Raw genomic sequence first — 23,847 nt, 5'->3', positions numbered from 1 at the left:
AAGCACCGGAGAGATTAGCGATGATCCCCCGCGTTGGATTATATTTATTTGTCCTTTGCCAAGCATAAGCATATTTTATACAGGGAGTCCTATCGATTTAAGTTCCTCATGTGCCTGTTCCAAATCCTTTTTCTCTATGCTCTATCAAATATTCTTTTCGTAAGTTTCAATGAAAAAGACGGTAAGAAAAAAAGCCGCCCAATTAGGACGGCAAGGAAAAGGTCACTTTAACTCAACCTTTCGGAGCAAATATTGGCAAAAGTGTTTTTTACCCTTTTTATTTTAGATTATCCGATTGATTTTATGCATGTAGCAGGCTTACTTTTTAAATCGTTCGATCCATCTAGGCACAAATATCAATTCCAAGATATTTATCACCACAAATACCAGATAAAAAAGTTCGCCCGTTAATGAAAAAGCTAAAGCCGAGATAATTGCGCCAATCCAGACGAGTCTTTTATATATGTTTATTGTCTTTACCATAAAAAATCACCTTATGTTTATTTTCACATAGCTGCCCCTTTTATTCTGGATTATCCAGATTGATTTTATACATGTTATAGGCATATTCAACATCGACGGCCTGAACCAAAGATATCCCTAATGGAATCATCTTCTTCGCTCCTTACCTCGGTACATCTCATGCCATGGCTTTGAAAGCATTTCTGATACCCCCTTAAGGGCGATCCCTGATTGCTCAAGCTGCTCAATCCTTTGACCGAGCTTGATCTTCGTTTATATGGTGAATTGACCTTAAACTGCAGAGATGCCTTTGGAAATGTGTAAACCGGCAGAACAATGTAAAGTAGATTACTTACAGCGATTCGGCCGGATGTTAATATGCAAGTAACAGGCAGCCATGAAAAAATAATAATCACGTTTTACAGTTAATCATTATGATATCGTATGCGATCAAACATGCTTGATCCTCAAGACTCCAGAATCGCTGTAGAAGGGTATGGTGACCGGGTTAGACGAAATATTTTAATCTTGAGGGCTTATAATAGTAACATCGAAATCACCGAAGATGATCTTATGCTGGAACAATACAGGTATGATTAAAACGCAAAAATGACGATTCCGAAGGAAAATGTCAATCTGAGCTGTTTCATGTGGAATACGTAAGGAATAAAACTTATCCCCTTTACCAGGCCTTAGGAGATGTCGAATTCCTGAGCGCGTTTGCTTGGTTGTGTTTTCGCCGATTCGGAAGCCGATTTCAGGTATGGTCTAGGAAAACATTTCGCGACTTGGTTTTGGGATAACCGACTGCAGCATTTAAAACTTTACGAAACAGCCATGGGGATTCATACCAATTCATCAAGTATCCGTATCCCGCAGGCTAATACAATTTGGAGGAACGATATTCAATGAACAAGCTCTGGTATTTATCTCAAATCAGCATTTTTGAAGAAATGTCCCGAGAAGAGATAAGAGAGATCGATCAGTTAGATACCATCCATCATTTCAATTGGATTACAAAAAATACATTGGTCCAAACCCCGGACTCCACGCTCGAGGGCCTCTATTTCGTCAAGGAGGGAAAGCTTAGACTTTATAAACTGAACGACAGCGGAAAACAGTTTACGCTTGGCATTCTCACAAGAGGAAATATATTCGGAGAGTTAGATTCATTCTCTTTCGGTACCAGGAAGGTTTATATTGAAACGATGGAATCGTCGCTTCTTTGCTCCATGTCCGAGCCTCATTTCGAACGGCTGATGATCAATCGGCCTCAGCTCGCGCTCAAATTTCTTAAAGCACTCAGTGACCGGTTAAAAGAGCGGGAGGATCAATTGGAACAGCTTGCGCTTCATGGTCTTAGAAAACGCGTCCTTCATCTCCTTTCCACATTGAGCGCCAAATTCGGCGTCATTCAAGATGGATATGCCCAGATTGATCTGCCTCTTTCACATCAAGAGATTGCCAATATGCTTGGTGCTAGCCGCGAAGCGGTCAGTGGCGTGATGAGTGAGCTTGCTAAGGATGGCGTCGTTAAGACATCTCGCCTGTCTGTTCAACTTGCTGTCACCATGCTTGAAGAAAATAATCCTATAAACTCTAAACAATGATAGCAAAGACCACCGGGTATTGGATTTACCCCCGTCAAGTAGACAGTTATAAAAAGGACCTAGGCAACCTTAGTTCGGTACTCAATCGGGCTAAGGTTGTTTTTTGGGAATCGGTGATGATTATAGAGGTGAAGATTATTAAACAGAAATATAACATTGAATTTCATCTACGAGTTGCTTTTGGTTTGTGTAGTGATGTAGCTCCAAGGATTCACTCTTGAAATGGCTAAAAAAACTTTCCATACATGCGTTATCAAACAAGGACCTTTGCGATTTGGTCACCATCCAGTACTCGCACAACAATAGTCTCAATGATATCTCCTAATGTCATTTCGCCCCCAACGCTCGGATACGAGATAGGCTGAGCGCATTATGCCGCGCTCGCCGCAGTCGATCTGATGATCGAGGATAACCGTGCGTTTCGCTCAGGCGTCCATCGGCATCTCAAACTAGAATGCAAGTGCCCTAACTGGATTCACCGAAGACTCCCCGAGTATATGAAAAGCAACCCTCCCGGGATATCAGTATTTATCTTGCTCCGCCACCCCATAGACAACTTCAAGACGTTTGTCTTAGCCCGTTTCGTGGCTTGAGAGCCAAACCCAAAAATCCATAGGGATTGTTTATTTCATCGTCCATTCCACCCGCACAGAATCGATAAAAAACGTTTGGCTTCTTCATCAGACAAGCGGCGGCCGTTGACGCTTTATCTCCCAACCATCCCATTCTTTAAATCGTTGCTTGCGAATAATTGATGTACCCCACCGGAATTCCTGCCAATCTGCGAAGCATCGTCAATTGGCCGATATGGCTGGTTGCGTCCGTTAACGGTCCCTGAACAAGGTATTCCACAGTGCTTTGCTCCGGAATCAATTGCAAGATGGCTTGCTCCAATTGATCTATGATTTCATAAAATCGTGCCGCTTCTTCATACCAGCCTTTTGTTTCAAGTCGTACGCGCGGCGAATCAAAAATCGTTGAACAGCAGTTGTGTAACAACTGCGATAAGTGACGTACAATTTCAAGCGGCGTCCTGACGCCGTAACCAGCATCGAATGAAGCAAAATCGCTCGTTGTTCCTGATATGGCAACAGTGAATCGGAACCTCACTGCACCTAACCAATGACGAAGCAATTTTTCGGCGTTTAAAACCGGAGGTTGAGAATTCTTTTCCATTAATTTATCCCTTCTGAATCAACTTGTTCTCTTCGAGACGCCGTCTTGTGAACTATGTAAACGCACGAACAGGGAATAAGGCTACTTGCCGGTGCACCCGCCCAATGGACACTGAGCCCGGCTTTTTGAAGAATTGTCTCGAGAAGATATAAAAGAGAGCGATGGGGAAATAGAGTCGGAGAGTCAATTTCATTCTCTTACGGAATACGAACTTCTTAGCAACACCACTTCTCGGACTCAAATTTCATAACCATTCGGAGACAGGAAAAACGAGCGATCAATCGGAATCGATTGCGCTTCATTATCTAAGAAAACGCGTGTTCCATCTTCTTTCCAACCTGAGAACCATTCGGCGACATCCAAGATAGATATGCCCTGTGCCTTTTCATATCAAGAGATTAGCCATATGCTTGGTGTTCACAGTGATGAGTTAGCTAATTAAATATGCCTCCAACGCTACCATTGATAAGAAAAGACCACCAGATTTCCGGTGGTCTTTGGTTTTACTTTAAGGCCATACGCCACGCTTCTAAAGCCATCTATGACCGGGCTTCCCAGATGACAATGATCCGAAGCCTGGTCCCTGGGCCTTTACGTACGAACACGGATTATCGTCTTTCCCTTGATCCGCTCGGTTGGGTTGAAAGCAGCGACGGCATGGTCGAGGCTGGCGATTTGGCCGATGTTTGTTCGTAGCCGACCATCCCGGACACGCTGGACGATCTCACCTAGTTGCTCCCGATCGGCCTCGACGACAAAATCAACCGCCAAGCCTTCGGCCGGCTGTACCTCGGGCGGGCCTGCGATGGTCACCAGCATTCCGCCTGTTCGAACCAGACCCGCGGACCTCTTCCCGATGTCACCACCTATCACGTCGAAAACCAGATCGACGCCACCGACGTCTTCCAGTGAATCGTTGTCGAGGTTGACGAACTCATGCGCTCCGAAGTCGAGCGCCGTCTGACGGTCTGCTGCACGTCCGGTGCCAATGACGTAGGCTCCCGCCTCGCGGGCGAGCTGCGTCACCATCGAACCGACTCCTCCGGCCGAGCCATGCACGAGGACACTCTGCCCTGCCTGGATGCGGCCGTGCACGAATAGTCCTTGCCACGCAGTCAGACCCGAGATCGGCAAGCTCGCACCTACCGTGAAGTCGATATCGCTTGGCAGCGGTGCAAGATTGCGCGCCTCGACAGACACATATTCCGCGAGGGTGCCGTCGCGAGTCCAGTCCGCGAGCCCGAATACCCGTTGTCCCACCGACAGTCCCCTCGTGCCATAGCCGAGTGCGGTTACGATTCCTGCCACCTCGTGGCCAGGGATCGACGGAGTCCGGTCGCGGCCGAGGCGATCGGTCCAGGTTCCAGGCCATGTTAACTCCCCGGGGGTGAATCCGGACGCATGAACCTGAACGAGTACATCGTTTGTCGTCGCCTGCGGTTCTGGTCTCTCCGCCAGTGTCATTCCGGCCGTTCCCGCGGTCTCATTTGTTACCACAATCGCTTTCATTCCAACACCTCACCCTGTAAAATCTCTTCGATTCCACGTCGACCCAAAGCGATTACACGCTCTGTGCCTTACCACCATGGATTAGCAGGCGCGACAATCACATTCATTATTCATTGGTTGATCACCGAATGTGACCATCACGCCAACCTCAATCCCATTTAATTGGTATAAATGTGAGTAAAATTATATTTATTTTACCCATTTCACAACATCATCAAAGGGTCTGCGTATTCTTGGTCCCGGCTCTTTTTTGCGATAACCGAAGGCGAGCATGACCGAAATGGTAAAGTGTCCGTCTTCCAGCAGCCCTTCCTCTTCCAATATCCGATTCATTGTCTCAATATCAAAACCTTCGATCGGACATGAGTCAATGCCAATTAATGCTGCAGCCGTCATCATGTTCGCAAGCGGAATGTACGTCTGTTTGATGCCCCAATCCGTAAGAAAACGATCATGCTCCAAGAGCTTGAAATCATTTCTCTGGAACTCTTCATAGATTTCAAGATGCCTCGACAGTCGTTCCTTCGGAACGGCTTTGGATTGCTGCTCCAACTGGTAGGCGGAGTCATATCTCATATCTTGTGCGGTCCTGGATAGAATAATGATGAAATGGCTGGCTTCTGGTAATTTGCTAGCCGCTCCATAAGAAACGTCTTTTATTTTGTTCAGAAGCTGTTCATTTTGAACAACTACAAATCTCCACGGCTCAGCGCTAAACGAGCTGGGCGAAAGCCGGCCCGTTTCCAGAATAAATCTAAAGTCCTCGTCAGAGACGGTTTTGTTAGGATCGAATTCTTTGGTTGCATGCCGAAAATGATGAGCTGCCAATATTTCTTCCTTTGTTATTGTCATGATATCCTCCCTCTAAAAACTAGTAAATTCAGCGGTGGGTCCATGCAGAGCAGGATCCGTTTTTTTGAAATCGAAAAAAGTCGTTACAGCTTTCTTAGTTCTCGCAAAATTTCCTCCGGACTTTGACGCTGCATGAAATTCGGATTGACATAAGCGGAGCGGATATTAGCGCTCTCATCGATCATGAATGTAGCTGGAACCGGCAAAACCCATTTCGAGGTATTATTGTACTCTGCAAGATCGAGTCCGGCACCTTCCATGATTTCCTGTACTCCCGACGGAACATCGAAGAGCAAATTGTACTTGGCCGTTACCAAGCCATTCGGATCGCTAAGGACTTGAAATTCCAATCCTTCCTTTTCTTGTAGGGATAACGAATGATCAGGCTTTTGTGGGCTAATCGCGATAAGCTGCGCCCCGATCGCCTGGATTTCCGGTAATATCTGCTGGTAAGCCCTTAATTGCATATTGCAAAAAGGACACCATCCCCCTCGATAGAAGACGAGCACAACCGGCCCTTTCGCGAGCTCTTCAAATAAAATCACATCTTGGCCTAGTGCGTTTTGTAATTTAAAATCTACCGCCTTATCGCCTGGTTGCTTCCCGGAAGCGATCCCCGTTTCCTGAAGCTCCTCGATCATTTGACTCAGTTTAATCTGCGCTTCAATAGGTGTATTTACTTTAAACTGCTGAGTGGCTTCTTCCAGCTGTTCGGTTAAACTTTGGTTGCTCATTGTTCTTAAACCTCCAATATTGATTTGATGGTTTGATTATATAGGCAGGTTTAAGCTCAGTTCTGTAAAGTAGATTACAGTTCATAGTATCCCTATTTTGAACTAATCAATATGGACAAAAACTTAGTCGTTGTAAGTATCATTTTCAAAAAAGTGAAGGTATTCCCCATATCCTTCCTTCTTCAAATTCTCTTTTGGAATAAAGCGCAGTGCTGCTGAGTTAATGCAATAACGCAAACCCCCTTTATCCTGCGGTCCATCGTCAAAGACATGGCCCAAATGGGAATCACCTTCCTGGCTCCTCACTTCGGTGCGAACCATGCCATAGCTTTGATCAAGCTTTTCGTTCAAATGTGACTCTGCGATCGGTTTGGTAAAGCTGGGCCATCCACAGCCGGAATCATATTTATCCTGCGAACTGAAGAGGGTCTCTCCCGATACAACATCGACATATATCCCTTCTTGTTTATGATCCCAATATTCGTTATTAAATGCCGGCTCTGTGCCGCTATTTTGGGTCACTTCATATTGCATCTTAGTAAGCGTCTTCTTTAATTGATTCGGATCCTTCTTGAGCTTCCAATGCTGTTCAATGAATTGATCCCTGCCGGATCCTTTGCGATACATTTTATAGCGGAACGGATTAGTTCTATGATAGTTCTGATGATAATCCTCTGCTGGATAGAATGTTTGTGCCGGCAAAATATCCGTCACAATCGGTTTATTGAATCGGCCACTCTCAGCAACTTTTCGCTTTGATGATTCCGCCTTGTTCTTCTGATCCTCATTGTGGTAATAAATCGCTGTCCTGTAGGATTCTCCTCTGTCGTTAAACTGCCCACCCGGATCGGTCGGGTCGATTTGTGACCAATAAATGTCCAGTAACTTGTCATAGGGAAACACTTCCGGATTAAATGTAATTTGCACCGCTTCCCTATGTCCGGTAGTCTCGGAGTTAACCTCCTCGTAGGTAGGATTATCCTTATGTCCACCTGTATAGCCGGAAACGACCTTAATGATGCCCGGCATTTCTTCAAACGGCGATACCATACACCAGAAGCACCCGCCGGCAAAAGTAGCCAATTCTTTGTGTTTATCGTTTGTGCTGTTCATTTCAACACCTCATCTCTTCAATATTCAAGATCACGAAAATTTTAGAAAAAACATGCTTCATTACAATGATTCAGCCGGCCGGACAAATCAAATTCGCTCCTGGTAAACATTTATGTATTATCCTCATTTCCCCCTGATTTCATGCATTAAAGCAAGGCACGTGATGTTTGTGTCATTAAGGAATCCACTCTCTCAACTGCATATAGTAAACTCCCTTTCGTAAAGAGGGTACGACCATGAAATTGATTTGACTTGATATATATTTTGAATTATATTCATGACAAATACTATCGACGATTAATCATGTCGCCATGTTAATCAATCGCATGCATTGTTGGTTATTCTGATTCAGTTAGTCTTGAAGTCGGCAAATATTTTATTGGGAACTACCGTAAGATAATCCGAACGAATTGATTGAGCGAATTCATCTTTATGGCAAAGAAATTCCGGAAATAAACACAACCGTTCATAGCGCAATCTCCAGCATTATTCTTAGGGGTTATTCACGATATATTCGAAGTACCGACAAAATCTCTGAGGTCGATGGGGCTAATACTTCCTTTAGAAGTTAACGAACGTTCTTTTTATAATATAAAGAAAATTGTTACAGCAGACGGTTTAGATGATTGGGGTAGAACACACGATGTTATTTACGAAGGAGATGAGTCGTTTTGAAAAATAATTTTATCGAGTACTGTCTAAACAAAAAAGGAGCGATTAAAGATTATCCCTCGGGACCCGATCCAATCGCGATAAAAATTGCAGGTAAAATATTCGCTCTTTTATTTGAGAAAAAAGGGTACTTGGTCCTAAAATGCGACCCCGTAATTGCCGAAAACTTGAGAGAGCAGCATGAAGACGTTAAACCGGGGTACCATATGAACAAACAGCATTGGAATACGATTATTCTCGGGGGTTCTTTGCCAGAGTCGGCTATCTTTGATATGATTGACCATTCCTACGATTTAGTTGTACAAAGCCTTCCAAAGAGCAAACGAGAGTCCATCTAATGATTTTCAAGTCATTCCCGACTCAACCTCAGCTGCTGTGGATTGATCGGCCGGGCCCAAATCCTACCGTGTAAAGTGCTAGTTGCCGGGAAGGGTGTATCGAGGCATAGAGCCACAAGTCATCCAACTTGCAGCTGGGAGTACGTCGGGCATCGTTTCGCAATCCAGATTATGAACGCCTGTGACCACTTTCGCTCCCTCTTATCGTTCCTTCTAACGTTAATAGCCCCTTGCACTCAATCACCCTCGCAAGATGCAAAGATAGCCTGTAACGCGACTTACCATGGTTTATTGGGCTCGAATCGACTGTTACTTGTTCATAATGTTGTTCATAATGGTTCCACAGTAATCCTTTGTAAAAAGCTCTTTTTATACTAGGGTGGAATCACAAAAAATATCGACTGATCAAGTACAGTAAGCATTGATCTGTCATTCGTACTGTCAGGCCATTGGATAAAAACGGGTAGCGACTAAGGAAACACGTTGTGGTATCCAGTACCGAGTTCAAGTCGCTACTGACGTTACAGCAAACTCATTGAAAAAAGTGGATTCCCTTGACAAGCACGAAATAAGGGCCTGGCCAATATAACGCGAAACATTCGTTAAGCTCCCATCCCCCCATGATGAAAGGAACTACAGCAGGTTTTGGTCGAAGTTCTGAAATTACCGCAGAGTGAGAGCCTCACTCTGGTGGTCAAAACAGTCAATCCTGTCGACCAGCTGCCCGCCGTACTCGCACATCTCCCAAGCTGTACACTCCAGTTATATTCCCGAATGCGTCATTCTTGAAATCGCGGTTCGTCGTGTCCCTGTCTATGATGAAGCATCTAGACGAAATGGTGTTGTTGAAAAAAGTAGAGAGTTAGCAGCACCAATTTTTGGTATAAAATCACTTAACAATGTAATGTAGATTACAGATGCCCATTCAGTCAGCATGTTAACTTGTAATAAAAATAGACAAGTACTATTGATCAGTCTATTTTATTTTGTACTGTATGGCAGGACAAAATATCGCTCAATTAATAAAAATGCGAAAGGAGATATGGATGAAGATACTCGTTTTAGGAGGAACAACATTTTTCGGTCGCAGGTTAGTTCATTTATTACTCAGCGATGGCCATGATGTGACAATTGCAACAAGAGGTCAGACACCGGATAATTTTGGCGACGCCGTGAACCGAATAAAGGTGGACCGCACGAATCAGGATGCCATGATGGAAGCGTTCGGCAATTGTTATTATGATGTCGTCTACGATCAAATCTGCTTTAATCCTAAAGATGCCAAAATCGCCCTGCAAGTGTTTGGCAACCGCATTAAGCGCTATGTATTAACCTCAAGTATGGCGGTTTATAACAGTAAAGATGCCGAAATCACCGAAGACGATTTCATCCCGGAACAATACGGCTATGATTTAGACGTTCAGAAATATGACTATGCTGAAGGAAAACGCCAAGCCGAAGCGTATTTCTTCCGGAATGCGGTATTTCCCGTCGTTGCGGTTCGCGTAGCCATGGTCGTATCGGGAACCGACGATTATACGGGCCGTTTTGATTATTATGTGAAGCATGTTGCTGAACATAAATCGATCGGTGTGTTGGAAGTCGAGCACCCTATTACTTATGTGACAGCGTGGGATGCGGCCGAATTTCTTCATTTTATCGGAGCCAAATCCGAATTTGTCGGACCAATCAATGCGGCGAATTGCGGTTATTTCAGCATCCAGGAACTCTGTTATGAGATAGGGGACTGCTTGCATACGACCCCGCTGTTTCATGTAGGCCGGCATGAAGAACAAACTTTATCCCCCTACGCCATGTTTCCTTATACTTGGAAGATATTGAATGCCAGAGCCGCCTCTTTAGGATTTGAATTTCCGCCCATTCAAAAATCGATTTCGCTTATGGTCCAGGACTGTGTTTCTAAATGGGAAAGGAGCTTAAAGGATGAACTTGATGCATTTCAGACTCAAAACCAGATGTCGCCAGATGCCGCGACGGCATTTGCCAGATTGATTCAGGACCTTCGAGATCAAGGTGCAGGCAAAGGACTGCATACCGGAGATAAGGCTCCCGATTTTACTCTGGAGGATGCTTCGGGCAAACCCGTCACATTATCTGAAGAACTAACCAAGGGCCCCGTCATTATCGTGTTTTATCGGGGTGAATGGTGTCCCTACTGCAATTTGCAATTGAAGGCCTATGAGCGCATCATGAATGAGATTAAAGCTGCCGGTGCTCAATTGATTGCCATTAGTCCGCAAACACCGGATCATTCGCTTTCCATGAAAGAAAAACATGAACTGAGCTTCTTCGTCCTTAGCGATACAAACAACAAAACAGCGGAAAACTATAATCTTAAATACAGACTGCCTGACTTTATGCAAGCCATTCAAAAAAGATCTGGTATTGAGCTACATCAATATAACGGTGACCATACATTTGAGCTTCCTGTCACAGCCACATATATTATCGATAAAAAAGGAACCGTCATAGCCGGTGCTTCAGATGTAAACCATAGAACGCGGATGGAGCCGTCCGAAGCCTTAAAAATAGTCCGTTCGTTGCAATAGTGTTATTGGAACAAACGCTAATTACAATACTTGAAGAAAATATTCCTTAAAACTCAACACCTTGATATACTCAGATCTCTATAGAGGTAATTTTAGCGAAGTAGATACCACACACAATAACTGGAATTGAATGTGGTTGACCCAAGTGTAAGGTTCTGAATTCAATATGTACTTGAACATATATTGCGGTGGAGCACCAAAGTTGCTTATCCCGGGAATGGCCACTTAACGATGGTATAAGGAGGAAAAATAATGTCCAAGTTGGATCATGCTTTTGGTATAAAATTTGAAACATTCGGAATTAAGTGCCTGTTTATCGCTTTGGCGATTGTTTACATTTGGATTGGCGGGATGAAATTTACGGCTTACGAGGCAAACGGGATCGCCCCGCTTGTCAGCAACAGCCCGCTCTTGGGGTGGCTTTACGATGTGATGCCGGTCCGAACGTTCTCTTCTCTCCTCGGGGTTCTGGAAATTCTCATCGGTCTTCTCCTGCTCGGCCGTTTTGTGTCCACAAGGCTGTCGGCTGTCGGAGCGGCGCTCTCCTGTATCATGTTTCTGACTACGATCAGCTTCATGTTTTCCACACCGGGCGTTATTGAACCGAGCCTTGGCTTTCCGGCTCTCTCGGCGTTTCCGGGACAATTTCTCTTGAAGGATCTTGTCCTGCTGGCTGCTTCGGTATTCGCCCTCGGTGAATCGCTGAAGACGGCTCGCAGCGAAATAATTCACTGAATCCCGACCATACGGCATCAAACGGTCGGTCTTCCACGGCGCTGAAATCTCATTAATTTCGAAAAAATTATCACCAATATGACAACACACAACCCCTGTGCGTTGTCATATTTAGTGAGAAAAACCAACGGAATATGTTGATGCTTCAAGGCGCATTTTCATAAGGTTCTATGACATACAGGTTTCTCTTACACTCTTATAAAAAATAAGGAATGAAACTTCTTTATTGAGATCATGACGAAAATGGAGTACTTCTTTTTTCTAACCATTAAATTGTATTCAAAACAATATACTGCAGTTCTTTGCCTATTATTCAGCACTGCTCTCCTGTGGCCGGTGCTCCAAGCGCTCCGCAAGCCAGTCCTCCAGCGTAGCGACACGCTCTGGATAAATTCGGCTCCTGGCAAGAAATCCAGCCCCGTGATTGCGCATCGGATCTTGATCGGTAGGCTGATATCTGAGGTCAACGCTCCAACGAACCTCATCCGATTCATTTGGCGTCGACATATGCAGGCATCGATCGTTGAATAGAATCGCGCTACCGGTAGGAACGGGAAGAGCCACGGTTTCAATCCGTCCCAGCTGTTCCTCGTGCAGGGCGGTGTAGCCCGTACCGGAGTGAGATTCCTGATGCCATTGAAGCAGTTTTTTGCGGTGTGTTCTTGGTTTAATGTGCAAACATCCGTTGATCTCGTTCGCATCAACCAACGGTATCCAAACTGTAATAACCGGATTGGAATTAGCATCTGGCCAATAGGATTTATCCTGATGCCACGGCACCGCCCCTGCGGCTACCCTAGGAATTTTAGGTCTTGTGTTGTATACGGGATTGGCGAATATCTCCCCGCCAATCAGCGATTCGACGGCATCCAATATCTTCGGATTGCTCATCAGGTGGAAATAGCCGGGCAACCGGTCCCGCCAACTTCGACCATATTTAAGGAAATCGTCAGCGGTCAAATCTGCGAACAGCTCAGCCAGCCTCGATTTGAATGGACGATCTTCCAGCATATCATCGATCAGCCCAGCCTGAAGCAATTCATTAGCGATCATGGATACTTTCTCATTCATCGCCTCCCTCGCCGGAGAGAGGTCCTCCTCGGTCAACAACCCCGGTAGTACGAGATAGCCCTGTTCATTGTAGAATTGCAATTGTTCTTTGGTCAAACTTCCACCCGCTAATCCCTTCGTCATTTCGATCATCTCCTATACAAAATAATTTTTCTGTGATAAATTTATCAAAAATTAAAGAAAATGTATTTGTACGGCTGTTCGTTATGTTGTCATTATTTCCGATCAATTGGTTTGGAGGTACGATGGAATGGATAGTCTACTGTCAATAACCCCATTCATTCGCGTTGCGCACCATTACAGGTTTCCGCTTGATAACCAGCCATCCGAATTGGGGAGAATCGGGTATTGTTATGCCTTTCATCTCGTTGATGGCGGACGTGGAACCTTGAGGATTCATTCGCAGCGATATTATGTAAAGAAAGGCGATCTCCTCTTCATCCCTCCCGCTTGCGAGCATTCGTTCGAAAGTGGTCCTTCCCAGGCGTTGACTACGTATAATGTCTACTGCGAATTATGGTCCGATCCGCCCCTGAATACGGAGGCCCATCTTGTCTGGAAGTCGTCCCAATTCAATCCTTCTCTGCTTACCAAAATCCACCCGGAAACGGATCTCAACCGGATACCTGCAGTATTCCCCCTTCATCGATATACCGAATTAACCGAGATGATAGCGTCCATCGTCAAACAGTTTCAGAAAAGAAACCACCGCTCCGTAGCGGCGGCACATTTGTTGTTAAAAGCTTTCATTCTCTGTCTTGGCCAGGCGATTAACGACAACCACGCTGACCCACGCATTCTGAAGATCATAGATTTGATCGAACGTGGTGAATATACGGAGTCCAGTTATGAGGAATGGCTTCGTCAAAGCGGGTTAAAAAAGACCCATTTCCATCAATTGTTTAAAGCCGGGACGGGACTATCACCCAAGGCATTCTGGAAGCGCACGATCATGAAGCGCGCCGCGTCCGCCCTGCTAGAAAGCAATCAAACGGTTACCACGTTGGCTAACGACCTCGGATTTTCGTCCATCCACCACTTTACCAAACAGTTCACCGCGTTCCACGGCGTTTCACCGACAGCCTTCCGCAACCGGACCCTGAATGGTCTTGATGGCAGAGGAGCCGAATCGAACGAGAAATAGTAAGAAAAAAAGAAACATATGCGCTTTCGCTTTAAGTGCGTATTTTGTATTCAAGACTATAAAACCCAATAAATGGGAATAAGGCAGCCGAGGGCTGCCTTATCGTTTCGGTTGACCAGTAAAGCTTAACGCCTTTACATACGCGGACAATGATAATGGGTTGTTTGATAGCTCGCGAATGATGTTGCCGCAACATAAAGAGACCATTTTAGTTCACCAGAAGGAGTTAAATCGCATGAGCAAGCCGGTCATCGATGAGCAGGAGTGGCAGCTGATGGGGCTGATACTGCAGGATTCATTCAATAACCACGTGAAAGTAAACCTAAGTATATTTGATCCGTTTCATACAAGGAGTCTTACCGGTTTCGTCACGGTCATTAATACATTCCGTAAAGAAATCAAGCTCAACATAGACCGTGATGAATGGGAATGGTTGTTTATCAGCGTGAGGACTGTTTTATAACCGGATATTCGAAAAAGGAAGTTGCCTGGACCCTCGGCGTTCTCCGTAATGGCCAAATCGCTCCGGCCGGGACGCTAAAGTACGGCCTTACGGATCCCGTTCGCAAAAGGGCATTTCCGATTATACTGAAGACCAAAGTTAGTGAAAACAAAAACTACGTCTTCGTACAGCCTGATATTCAAATCAGGGTTCGCTTCAGACACTGGACAGATGAAGGGTATTTAAGACTCCCCGTGTTTGAAGAATTCATCCAAATCTAAAAAAGCAGCCATGCTAACCAACGTGGCTGCTTTTCTTCAGGGTTATCATAAGCCGGGTGCGTTACACATCGTCTCCCTTCCGCTCAAAAATCCCAATGGAACAGCGATTCACTATCCTGTCCCATTGGGATTTTTGTGGATGATGAAGTTTCACAGCCATGTTCTTTCTTTTCTACTGAATAAATATTATCTGCTCCATAATTAAGAAGCAATTCACGCCACCAGACGAGCAAAAGGCACCATGTAGGTGTTTTGTTTCTCGCACTCTAAAAATTGGAAGGTAAATACGGAGCATATTCTCGGTCACGGGTCCTTTTGGGGTCTCGGATTGGGTATGGGTGCGAACGACCCCGATTTTCGATCAGATGTTTTTTTTGAACAGGATAATGCGGAATTTTAGGCAGCAGACAAAAATGAGTAATTTTTATTGATTCTTAGTCCAATTCATTTCTAGCTAAGTGAATATACTGAATTATCTTCTTCGAAGGGAGGATGTTTCATGAAACATCGTCATAAGAAGCCTATAGTTATCGTCCTCAAACCAGGACAAAAGGTATTAGTTAAGTGTGAAAAACACAGAAGACATCATCGTTGCTTCTAACAACACTTTTTACGGTGGGCTTAGATAAGGTTCACCATCACTTTCCCAAGGGCTACAAACTATGTTTTCAATAATAGTTTGTGGCCTTTTTACTGACAACCTCATGATTAATCTGATGAGAATACATAATCGTAAATATAACTTCTATGACCTTCTATTTCTGAAAGGAGCTGCTTGTACCTATGAACAATAATATAAAAAAATTGATTGGTGACGGTAAGTTTATCGGTGAGGGGGCTAGGCGAGTTGTTTATGATATTGGGAATGGCTTTGTTATAAAGGTGGCTAAGTCAAAATATGGGATTAAAAGCAACAAGAAAGAAGTATTCATTTATTTTTCATCTCCTTATTCAATTAGAAAACATCTTGGCAAGATTATAGATTATGGAGATGAATATCGATGGATAATAATGAGAAAATACAATCAGAATTTTCCTCATTCTAAAAAATATAAAGAAAAACTTTACGAACTGAGGAGTAAATTTAGTTACTATGGGATTATTCCTTATGAAGTAGTTATGAGGAAGGATGGTAATCCAAATTATAACAACTTACGCGTAAAGAATAGTAAAAAGATCATTGTAATTGATTATGGGAATTTTATATGGCGTTGAGCTAAGCTGCTCGAGAACTTAATAATCATCATCTGATTTACTTAACAGGGAAAAACGTTCGATATTCTCTCGATATTTAAGACTCCCAGTGTTTGAAGGATTCGTCTAAATATAAAAAAGCATCATGCTAAGGCACTGACCCCATAGCGTGAGACAAATTAAAAACACCTTCAAGAGAATGCATCCATGTCGTAAGATATGGAGACAACTTTGGAGGTGTTTTTGCGTTGGCAACAAGAGTCAGCTATCCAGTAGAAGTGAAAAAGAAAGCTATTGAAATGAGGTTGGATGGCATTCCAGTGAAAGAAGTCATGGACCAAGATGGTATCGCAGTGGCCAATGGAATCGGTTGGAGCAGCCTGTTGGTAAACAATACAGCTACGCCCGCAAGGGTACGCCCGCTGATAATGCCCCCATCGAATCGTTTCATTCCACACTAAAGTCTGAAACGTTCTATCTCGAAGGTTTAACCTGTACGACGACTGCCATCGTCGAGCAGACCGTTTGAGACCATATTACTTACTATAACTCAATTCGCATTCAAACAAAACGAAACAACCAGTCGCCGCTTCATTTCCGGCAACTGGCTGCTTAAACTTGCAAGGTGTTTTGATTCCTGTCTCACAAACGGGGGTCAGTCCCCTAACCAGCTGACCTTCCGCATCGGAAGATCAGGACCTTTTATTGCTTTCCTTCTCTCGTTTATTGCCTCTTCTGGCCTCACAGGAAAGGATCCCTTCGCGCTATTGTCTCTGGCATTCGTATCGCCTGCTTAATCTGTGAGTGTAAAAACTACTGTTACGTCCGATCCACACTGTAGTGTCAGCGGAATGTAGGTGTTCCTGTCATCGTGAGTCGCTTCGATTGCAATCCCGTCAACTGTCGCTCTGTTCCATGGAATCCCCGCCATTAAATGAATTGAATTGCCGTCTTCCAAAGAGCGCAGCGTGACGGTTACGTGTTTGGCGTTCAGATCCCACGCCAGCTGTTTGACTTCGACCCGGGTTCTGGCCATTAGACCTTTCATAGTACCGTTCGGCCAGTCGGAGGGCAAAGCCGGGAGTACTTCGATCATGCCGGTATTAGAGAAAAGCAACGCCTCGTTCACAGCCGCTACCGTACCAAATAACGTGTCGGTACAGTAGGTATGGCATCTTCTGTTTGTGTCGTGATCGGTCATCAAGGACTCGTAGTAACCGTCATTCGTCATCATCGGCAGCAGTGATGCGATGACGCCGTCCCCGTTTTTCAATCTGGCCATAACTAACGCCTTATGCATCCAGCCGTGTCCCGCTGTGGCATCTTCCGTATTGTAATTATTTCGATTCTCCAATGCGATTGAGGCGGCGTGGGCCAACTCCGGTTCTTTTTGCGTTTCGTAAGCCGGCCAGGCTGGATAGAGGTGGCTTAGGTGGCGGTGATTATTGTTTTCCGTGTATTCCTTCATTGCCCACTCTCGCAAGGCGCCGTCCGAATCAAGCTGATATTCCGGCAGCAGCCCCAGCAACGATTCCCATTTGGCTACAGCTGCTCTGTATCCGTCGCGCTTGACTGCTTTTTCCAACGCGATGACCATGTGAAGGCCGTCGCGAGCAGCCGAGATGTCCATTGTCGCATTCGCCGTGATCGTGCTGTTGTATCCAATCGGGTGGTTCTCTGGTGAATAGGTTGGGAGGAGGATGTACTTTTCCCCATCATAAAGCATCGTTTTGCCGCTTTGATAACAGGCGTTGCCGTCAGCATCCGTATAATATTCTGGCGTACAGATTTGTTCCCAGAAGTTCGCTTGCTTGGTCAGAAGCGGAAGCAAGATATCTCGTTCAAGATCCAAATATTCTCTACGGAGCATGTCTGCAAATTCCTCGTCGGTCAGCCCCCCATCTTTTATTCCAAGGATCGGCTGTAGATCCTGGATTCGCATGCTCTCGTGAATTGGAATTTGTCGATTGCCATAACACTGCCAGTATTCAAATATCGGCAAAAGACACCAACTCGCGCCGGCATTCCAATACTCGAAAGGATAATCATTGTCGTATTCCACGTGCATGCCGCGATCACCGTCCGAATTGACGGACACTTGCAAAGCGTCGTGCATTCCGTAGGACATTCGTGCGTTATATTCAAAATCCGGCGCATTTCTTAAGAAGAAGTTGATATAGCCGAGCGGCATTTGTTCGAGATGCCCCGTGTTCATAGCGGCAACCTGCAAGTTCACATTGGCGTCGAGAGTATAAATCCCGCGCCAACCGGGGTTCCATTCCCCGGTCCACATCCCATACAAGCGCGGCGCGCTCGAACCGCCGCAACAGATCATGGCGTAACGTCCCTGATCGTACACCCGTTCCATAAAAGCATGGTTGACTCTCCTTTTCTCGGCTTTCTGTGCCCGAACAAGAGAACGGTTGTCCGCTGATTTATCCTCTTCATCGCCTTGAATGGCGAGACTAACCGCATTGTACTCATCGGAATGCTTCTTTGCATGAGACGCTAGGGCCGATTCATAATCAAAAAAGCCGCTACGTTCCCTATATTTAATGGCTACTTCATTTGTTTTTCCGAACAACTCACCAATAATGGGATATTCCTTCAACCCGGCGAAAGTGTCAAGCTTGCCCATATCGACTGTCCTTTGAGACTGCGTAATGAGATAAACGGCATCGGCATCAATGACTTGAATCGCGGGGTTTTGTTCGGCGCCCACATTCATCGGCTCGTCTGTTTTTTCGAGCAGCACTCTCTTTTTCGTTCCTCCCATGACCAAGACCTGCGTAAGACCAGCGTAACCGCCATTGATCAATTCGCTCCCTGGATAGGAGGGGTAGTGAACAACCTGTGCGATAAACTCAGCGTTTTCGTTCACGACCTTTTTGTATTGAAGTGCCGACACTTCGGAGTGCCCATCGTACGCTTTGGCCATGTTAGTTATATCGTCGATGGAGATGACCAGATTGATCTTGGAGCCAGTAGACGATTGGGATATTCTCGTAATTGATACGTTATCCATCCGAGACGTAAACGAAGTACGCTCCCACTGGCCTTGCTCGTCTCTATAACGCACGCCGGTCTCCGCCGTCTCATGATTCGTCCACCGCTCGTATTCAGATACGATTCCCGTCTTCACGATTCCCAATCGGAGCTGGTGACCCGGATGGAAACTATAAAAAAAGGTCCTGATTCGCGTCGAGCCCTTCGCGTCCGTGATCTTCCATTGATCGTTCAGCAGATAGACATTTTTTCTGGCATCGTCAAGTTGTCCCGTCAACTCACTCGGTATCTCTCTAGGAGCGTTAGAGGGAAAGTTAAACCACATATTTTGAAAAATAAAGCAGTCCCGATACGGCGAGCCGGATGTAATGTAACCATTTTCGCCATTGCCGCTCACCATTCCGTCCCGCCACTCATCGCCCGGATTTGAAGTTGGGATCTCCGTATAGGTCAGCGAAAAGTTCCCTTTGTTAAACATGCGTTGCAGGTCTGTCGATTTCGTCATCTGAATAACCTCCTCAAAAAACGCATAATCGTTTTCAAATACTAATGTTTCATCACCCGAATCGTACCCGTTCCGTGAGAGCAAACCCGATTAGCCGACGCTGGCCGATAACGTCCTTTTCGGTACAACTCGGCTTCGCAACGTCCGGAGAGCTTCGCCGGCACATACAAAAAGCATTGCAAGATGCCGGGAACTCAGTTATCGAAATTCATTAGATTCCGAAGCCGTTCGAAAGGAGATTTAACTTTCCCCATTCTTGCCGTTTGAGTCGCGATACTCTCCGGGCGTCTGACCGACGTGCTCGCGGAACACCTTATAGAATGTCCGGCTGTTTTCGTACCCAACACAACAAGCGATGTGGTCCATCGACATCTCTCGCATGTCGAGAAGCAGCGCCTTGGCCTTTTCCATTCGGACGCATCGCAGGTATGAGATAAAGGATTTCCCCGTTTCCTTCTTGAACAGCTGCCCTGCATATGCAGGATTCAGATTGAGCCAAGTGGCCGCATCTGCAATAGATATATCTCTCCCATAATTGGCGTGGACGTAATCGGCAAGCATCCGCATTTTCTCGTTCGAATACCAGGCCGGTCCTTTATCCGCTTCTTCATCCCGCTCCTTATTCTTGTCGGTGACGATGTCCGTCGCCATACTTTTCAGCAGACTGCTAAGCTCGGATTGATTGATTGGTTTTAACAAATATTCAACGACTTTCAGCCGCAATGCCTCACGAGCGTATTCAAACTTATCGTGGCCCGTTAGGATGATAAAACGTCGAACGTTTTTCTTATGCGCCTCTCGAATGAAGGCAAGTCCGTCCATTTCCGGCATATGAATATCGGTAATCACAAGATCAGGACGGAAGTAGGCCATTTGCTCCAATGCTTCAACACCGTCGAAAGCAACAGAGATTCTAGTAAAGGGTGTCTTTTCTTGCTCCACCATATCTCGAATGCCTGCCAGTATAATCGGTTCGTCATCAATGATCATCAAGTTTAGCATGGTCTCTCTCCTCCAGATATAGCTTTAGCGTACAGACGGTCCCTTCTCCGAGTTTGCTCTCTATGGCCAAGCTTGATAGAGGACCGAAGTAAGCCTTGACGCGTTGAAGGACATTGCTGAGTCCGATTCCTTCGGTTTCCGAGATCCCCCCTTCGTCATACCCATTGTTATCCCGCAGCTTTTGTTGCAGCAACTTCATTCGGTCATCCGAGATGCCTGTGCCGTTGTCCGCCACAATGATAATCACGAATTCTCCTTGAACTGCCATACGGATAGAGACAAGCTTCCCCCCTCTACGTTTGGATAATCCGTGCAGAATACTATTCTCAACGAGCGGCTGCAGAATGAACCGTGGACAGGGAATCGAGGTTGCCGCCTCATCCTTCTCCCATTCGATTTGCAGGTCGGGCATTCGAATCTCATGAATAGCTAAATATTGACGAAGGTACTCCCATTCTTCACCGAGCGTCGTGTTGTCTTTCCGGGACAAGCTGTATCGCATAAGATTGCCAAGAGAGTAAGCCATCTCCGAAACGGTTGAATCGCCGTTGGCACGCGCCAGCATTCGCATCGTCTCCAGCGTATTATAAAGAAAGTGAGGCTGAATTTGTGCCTGAAGCATCTTGAATTCCGCGTCTTTTTTCAATATTTCTACTTTCTGAACTCGATTGACAAGCTCATCCATCCGTGCGATCATCGCGTTGTAATTCGAAATGAGGTATCCGAATTCATCCTTCCCAACAGGGCCCGCATACGAATGTCCAAGCCAATCGGGACCAACCCGTCTCATATGTCTGGATAGAAGCAGCATTCGCTTGGTCAAGGACGACAAAATGGCGTAATAAAGGGCTGATAGCAGGAGCAATAAGACTCCCCCTCCCACGAGCCACCATTGCTTCACCCTAAACAAGTGAAAAAGTGATTCTCGCGGATTGATCTCGATTACAGTCCATCCAAGCTGCTTTATTGGCGCAGAATTAAGAATAAACCGCGCGTTGACATGCTCCTTTTCGCCCGCATGGACCCGGCGAGCCGCATCATCAATTGCTTCGATATTTTTCTCGTTGTCGATGCTGCGATATATCGTTTGCCCATCTGCGTCAGTAAGGAGAACTGCGTTTCCGGGATGCATGCTTCGGAGAGACTGCACAAAGTCCTCCACAAGGGTGGAACGAACCGAAATAGCGAGAATTCCCAAATCGTTGCTATACAAATCGTTGTAAATTTTATGATAAAAGACGAGGGACAGCGTCCCGTCGGTTTTTGCTCTCTTCCATAAGCCTTCCTTTGGACTCAAGGCACCCAGTTCGGCATCTGTCAGCTTGTCTCGTCCTTCTTCATATGGCTTGAATCCGCTTACGGTTAACATTTTGCGTTGGGTCTTGGGATATACAGTTAAATTGTCGATTTGAACCTCCGCGAGGGATGCGAACGAAAAGGCCGGCGAGATATCCTTCAGATAGGAATAAATTAAATCCCTATCGTTCAGCTCGTTTCCTCGCAAATAATCGATCAAGGCTGAGTTATTCTGGTAGATAGAATACAGTGATTCAATCTTCAAGAAGCTGGCGTCGAGGTTCACTGCGAGCTGCTCGATATTCTGTTGATTGGCAAGCTTGTACTGTGTCGTTAACTTCTCGTTCAACTGGGCGTAGACGAAAATTGCGAAAAATAGAAACGGAATGACGATTAGAAGAATATAACCGACAATCATCTTTGTGCCGATTCGCAAGGTAGATCCACTCCGTTCCCTAAAAAACAAATGATCTCATACAGAGCGGGCCATGGTGCGGCCTCGCTCTATATGAGCCCCCTCTTCTTCAAAGTCCTTATATGTCATTTCATCAATTCTTCAAACTGTCGTACTTCTCCTTCAAAGGACCATACTGAGCTGTGGCCCACGCCTCCAGCTTGGCCATGCCGATTTTTTCTGCTTTCTTGATCAGTTCATCGTAAGCCTTTTGCGCTTCCTCCGCCGAAGGAGCAAGATATACCTTCGTTACCTCCGTCTTCACCATATTATCAATATTCGTCTGAATAATTTGCTCTGGCGAATCGGTATCCGGACTAATCATGCCAATCGCCGGATTGAACGAGATGATCTTATCGTATGCTTCACCTTGACGGGTCGTCTCGGAACCTTCTTTGTAAGAACCGAGAGCCATACCAACACCGGTCTCTGTGGGCACTCCCCACCAGTAGACACCCTTCTGCTTGAGGACGGTCAGATCCTGCGGATCGTAGTTGAATACCGGATAGCCGGCATCGTTCCAAGTCCAATCCTTGCCTTCTATGCCCCATTCCGCCAATCTCCAGCCATCTTCCGAGAACAGATACTTCAGGAAGCGGACCGATGCTTCCACGTTCTTGTTATCCTTCGTCACATAGATCCCCAAACCACCGGTGCCCGTGCTGACGATGGACGCTTTCGGACTGAGCGGCTCAGCCAATTGTACAAACTTAAGTTTGCCCTTTGAATCCGCTGTCAGACGATCCGCCCCCGAATAGGTCCACGTATAAGCAAAGCCTTTGCCCGATAACATCATCTGCTCGGTCTCCGATTCGTTCTTATATGCGAAGTTCTCCGATGTAACGAACCCGTTGCGGTATAAGCTGTTCATATAGAGCATAGAATCACGCACGCTATCCTGACGAAGATAATATTCGATCTTCCCCCCGTTGTCGACGAGTCCTCCTTGAGCGCCGAACTGTACGTCAAAGTATGGGCGCTGCCAGTTTGGATTCAGAATAAGCGGCACTATATCCGGATGCTTTTTCTTTACTTCGGCGAAAACGTTGTCAAGATCCTGCAGTGTTTTAATAGAAGGATTACCAAGCTCCTCCAGAATATCCTTGCGCATGGCAAGTCCTGCAGTCATCATATGAGCATACGGATTAACCTTCCATTCAGACTCCGAAGAAAAATCATTGCGGATGGCATAATATTTCCCGTCGTTCACCGTGTTGACGAGTACCTTCACCGGATCGAAGGTAACGTCAGGCGCATATTTTGGAAAGATCTCGTTGTAAGGAAGACTCAGTTTGCTGTCGGACATCAGCTTGAAGTTAAAGGAAACCACCAGATCCGGAAGATCGCCAGAAGCGACCATCAAAGCCAATTGCTTGTCATCGGTCGCAATGGTTACCTTCGGCTTCACACAAGTCGCCTTCGTAATCAAGTCGGGAATTTCTCCTGTCCAATCTTGGAACGGATACCAGGTCGCATCAACGAACATCGTCAATTCCACCGGCTTTGTGCACGGCTGGGCGCCGTCTCCAGAGGTTGAATTCGAAGCGGTGCCCTCAGTCTTGTTGTTGGATGTGCCTTCATTGGTAGACTTGCTGCATGCGGATAACAAGCCTCCAGCCAACAAAAGAAATGTCATCAGCAGGATTAGAAACGACTTGTACCGATGAATCATATTCATTCC

The 23,847-nt window shown here is 45.7% G+C and carries 18 protein-coding genes and 1 pseudogene; 9 read left to right on the top strand and 10 right to left on the bottom strand.

The window, feature by feature from the left end; translation table 11 throughout:
- Positions 1-1,370 precede the first annotated feature (1,370 nt).
- The gene (locus FHS19_RS00450; protein WP_183577114.1) at positions 1,371-2,072 is read left to right on the top strand and encodes a Crp/Fnr family transcriptional regulator; all 702 of its coding nucleotides are present in this window, start codon (positions 1,371-1,373) and stop codon (positions 2,070-2,072) included.
- Positions 2,073-2,801: 729 nt separating this feature from the next.
- Here the strand turns inward: FHS19_RS00450 and FHS19_RS00445 are convergent.
- The 5 genes from FHS19_RS00445 to msrB all read right to left on the bottom strand — a co-directional run bounded on the left by FHS19_RS00445 (position 2,802) and on the right by msrB (position 7,456).
- Positions 2,802-3,248 carry a hypothetical protein gene (locus FHS19_RS00445; protein WP_183577111.1) on the bottom strand — a complete coding sequence of 149 codons (447 nt, stop codon included), beginning with the start codon at positions 3,246-3,248 and terminating at the stop codon, positions 2,802-2,804.
- Between the two features lie 591 nt (positions 3,249-3,839).
- On the bottom strand, positions 3,840-4,757 hold the full coding sequence (locus FHS19_RS00440; protein WP_183577108.1) for an NADP-dependent oxidoreductase: 918 nt from the start codon (positions 4,755-4,757) through the stop codon (positions 3,840-3,842).
- A gap of 189 nt (positions 4,758-4,946) precedes the next feature.
- Positions 4,947-5,609, bottom strand: a complete 663-nt coding sequence (locus FHS19_RS00435; RefSeq protein WP_183577105.1) for an NAD(P)H-dependent oxidoreductase — start codon at positions 5,607-5,609, stop codon at positions 4,947-4,949.
- 83 nt (positions 5,610-5,692) lie between these two features.
- On the bottom strand, positions 5,693-6,343 hold the full coding sequence (locus FHS19_RS00430) for a peroxiredoxin-like family protein (protein WP_183577102.1): 651 nt from the start codon (positions 6,341-6,343) through the stop codon (positions 5,693-5,695).
- A 123-nt stretch (positions 6,344-6,466) separates the two neighbouring features.
- Positions 6,467-7,456: a peptide-methionine (R)-S-oxide reductase MsrB gene (msrB, locus tag FHS19_RS00425; protein ID WP_183577099.1), complete on the bottom strand. Its 990-nt coding sequence runs from the start codon at positions 7,454-7,456 to the stop codon at positions 6,467-6,469.
- Positions 7,457-8,127: 671 nt separating this feature from the next.
- On the opposite strand from msrB, the gene FHS19_RS00420 reads away from it, so the two are divergent.
- The 3 genes from FHS19_RS00420 to FHS19_RS00410 all read left to right on the top strand — a co-directional run bounded on the left by FHS19_RS00420 (position 8,128) and on the right by FHS19_RS00410 (position 11,771).
- Entirely contained in the window at positions 8,128-8,466 is a 339-nt protein-coding gene (locus FHS19_RS00420) for an MmcQ/YjbR family DNA-binding protein (RefSeq protein ID WP_145164451.1), read from the top strand.
- 1,046 nt (positions 8,467-9,512) lie between these two features.
- Positions 9,513-11,036, top strand: a complete 1,524-nt coding sequence (locus tag FHS19_RS00415) for a redoxin domain-containing protein (protein ID WP_183577096.1) — start codon at positions 9,513-9,515, stop codon at positions 11,034-11,036.
- Positions 11,037-11,288: 252 nt separating this feature from the next.
- Positions 11,289-11,771: a YkgB family protein gene (locus FHS19_RS00410; RefSeq protein WP_183577093.1), complete on the top strand. Its 483-nt coding sequence runs from the start codon at positions 11,289-11,291 to the stop codon at positions 11,769-11,771.
- 309 nt (positions 11,772-12,080) lie between these two features.
- On the opposite strand, the gene FHS19_RS00405 is transcribed toward FHS19_RS00410, so the two are convergent.
- Complete coding sequence (locus FHS19_RS00405) at positions 12,081-12,965, bottom strand: phytanoyl-CoA dioxygenase family protein (RefSeq protein ID WP_183577090.1); 885 nt, start codon at positions 12,963-12,965, stop codon at positions 12,081-12,083.
- Between the two features lie 127 nt (positions 12,966-13,092).
- On the opposite strand from FHS19_RS00405, the gene FHS19_RS00400 reads away from it, so the two are divergent.
- The 5 genes and pseudogenes from FHS19_RS00400 to FHS19_RS00380 form a co-directional block, all read left to right on the top strand.
- Complete coding sequence (locus FHS19_RS00400) at positions 13,093-13,986, top strand: helix-turn-helix domain-containing protein (protein ID WP_183577086.1); 894 nt, start codon at positions 13,093-13,095, stop codon at positions 13,984-13,986.
- Positions 13,987-14,164: 178 nt separating this feature from the next.
- Entirely contained in the window at positions 14,165-14,449 is a 285-nt protein-coding gene (locus FHS19_RS00395) for a YolD-like family protein (RefSeq protein ID WP_183577084.1), read from the top strand.
- A gap of 1,043 nt (positions 14,450-15,492) precedes the next feature.
- Positions 15,493-15,924, top strand: a complete 432-nt coding sequence (locus FHS19_RS00390; protein WP_183577081.1) for a hypothetical protein — start codon at positions 15,493-15,495, stop codon at positions 15,922-15,924.
- A 227-nt stretch (positions 15,925-16,151) separates the two neighbouring features.
- Positions 16,152-16,364 (top strand): hypothetical protein, encoded by a 213-nt coding sequence (locus FHS19_RS00385; RefSeq protein WP_183581507.1) that lies wholly within the window; start codon positions 16,152-16,154, stop codon positions 16,362-16,364.
- Positions 16,301-16,519, top strand: a pseudogene (locus FHS19_RS00380) (IS3 family transposase); the annotation flags it as partial. The gene FHS19_RS00385 and the pseudogene FHS19_RS00380, both read left to right, overlap by 64 nt.
- 177 nt (positions 16,520-16,696) lie before the next feature.
- Here FHS19_RS00380 and FHS19_RS00375 read toward each other — a convergent pair.
- From FHS19_RS00375 to FHS19_RS00360, 4 genes are all read right to left on the bottom strand, one after another.
- Positions 16,697-19,414: a glycosyl hydrolase family 95 catalytic domain-containing protein gene (locus tag FHS19_RS00375; RefSeq protein WP_183577078.1), complete on the bottom strand. Its 2,718-nt coding sequence runs from the start codon at positions 19,412-19,414 to the stop codon at positions 16,697-16,699.
- A gap of 240 nt (positions 19,415-19,654) precedes the next feature.
- The gene (locus tag FHS19_RS00370; RefSeq protein WP_183577075.1) at positions 19,655-20,416 is read right to left on the bottom strand and encodes a response regulator transcription factor; all 762 of its coding nucleotides are present in this window, start codon (positions 20,414-20,416) and stop codon (positions 19,655-19,657) included.
- Positions 20,394-22,148: a cache domain-containing sensor histidine kinase gene (locus FHS19_RS00365; RefSeq protein ID WP_183577072.1), complete on the bottom strand. Its 1,755-nt coding sequence runs from the start codon at positions 22,146-22,148 to the stop codon at positions 20,394-20,396. Before FHS19_RS00365 ends, FHS19_RS00370 begins: the two co-directional genes overlap by 23 nt.
- A gap of 112 nt (positions 22,149-22,260) precedes the next feature.
- Entirely contained in the window at positions 22,261-23,838 is a 1,578-nt protein-coding gene (locus tag FHS19_RS00360; protein WP_183577069.1) for an extracellular solute-binding protein, read from the bottom strand.
- Positions 23,839-23,847: the final 9 nt, after the last annotated feature.

Source organism: Paenibacillus rhizosphaerae, from assembly GCF_014192015.1.
GTDB classification, from domain to species: domain Bacteria; phylum Bacillota; class Bacilli; order Paenibacillales; family Paenibacillaceae; genus Paenibacillus_AQ; species Paenibacillus_AQ rhizosphaerae.
The sequence above is the reverse complement of the archived record's forward strand: the minus strand, read 5'-3'. Positions and strand labels throughout refer to the sequence as shown.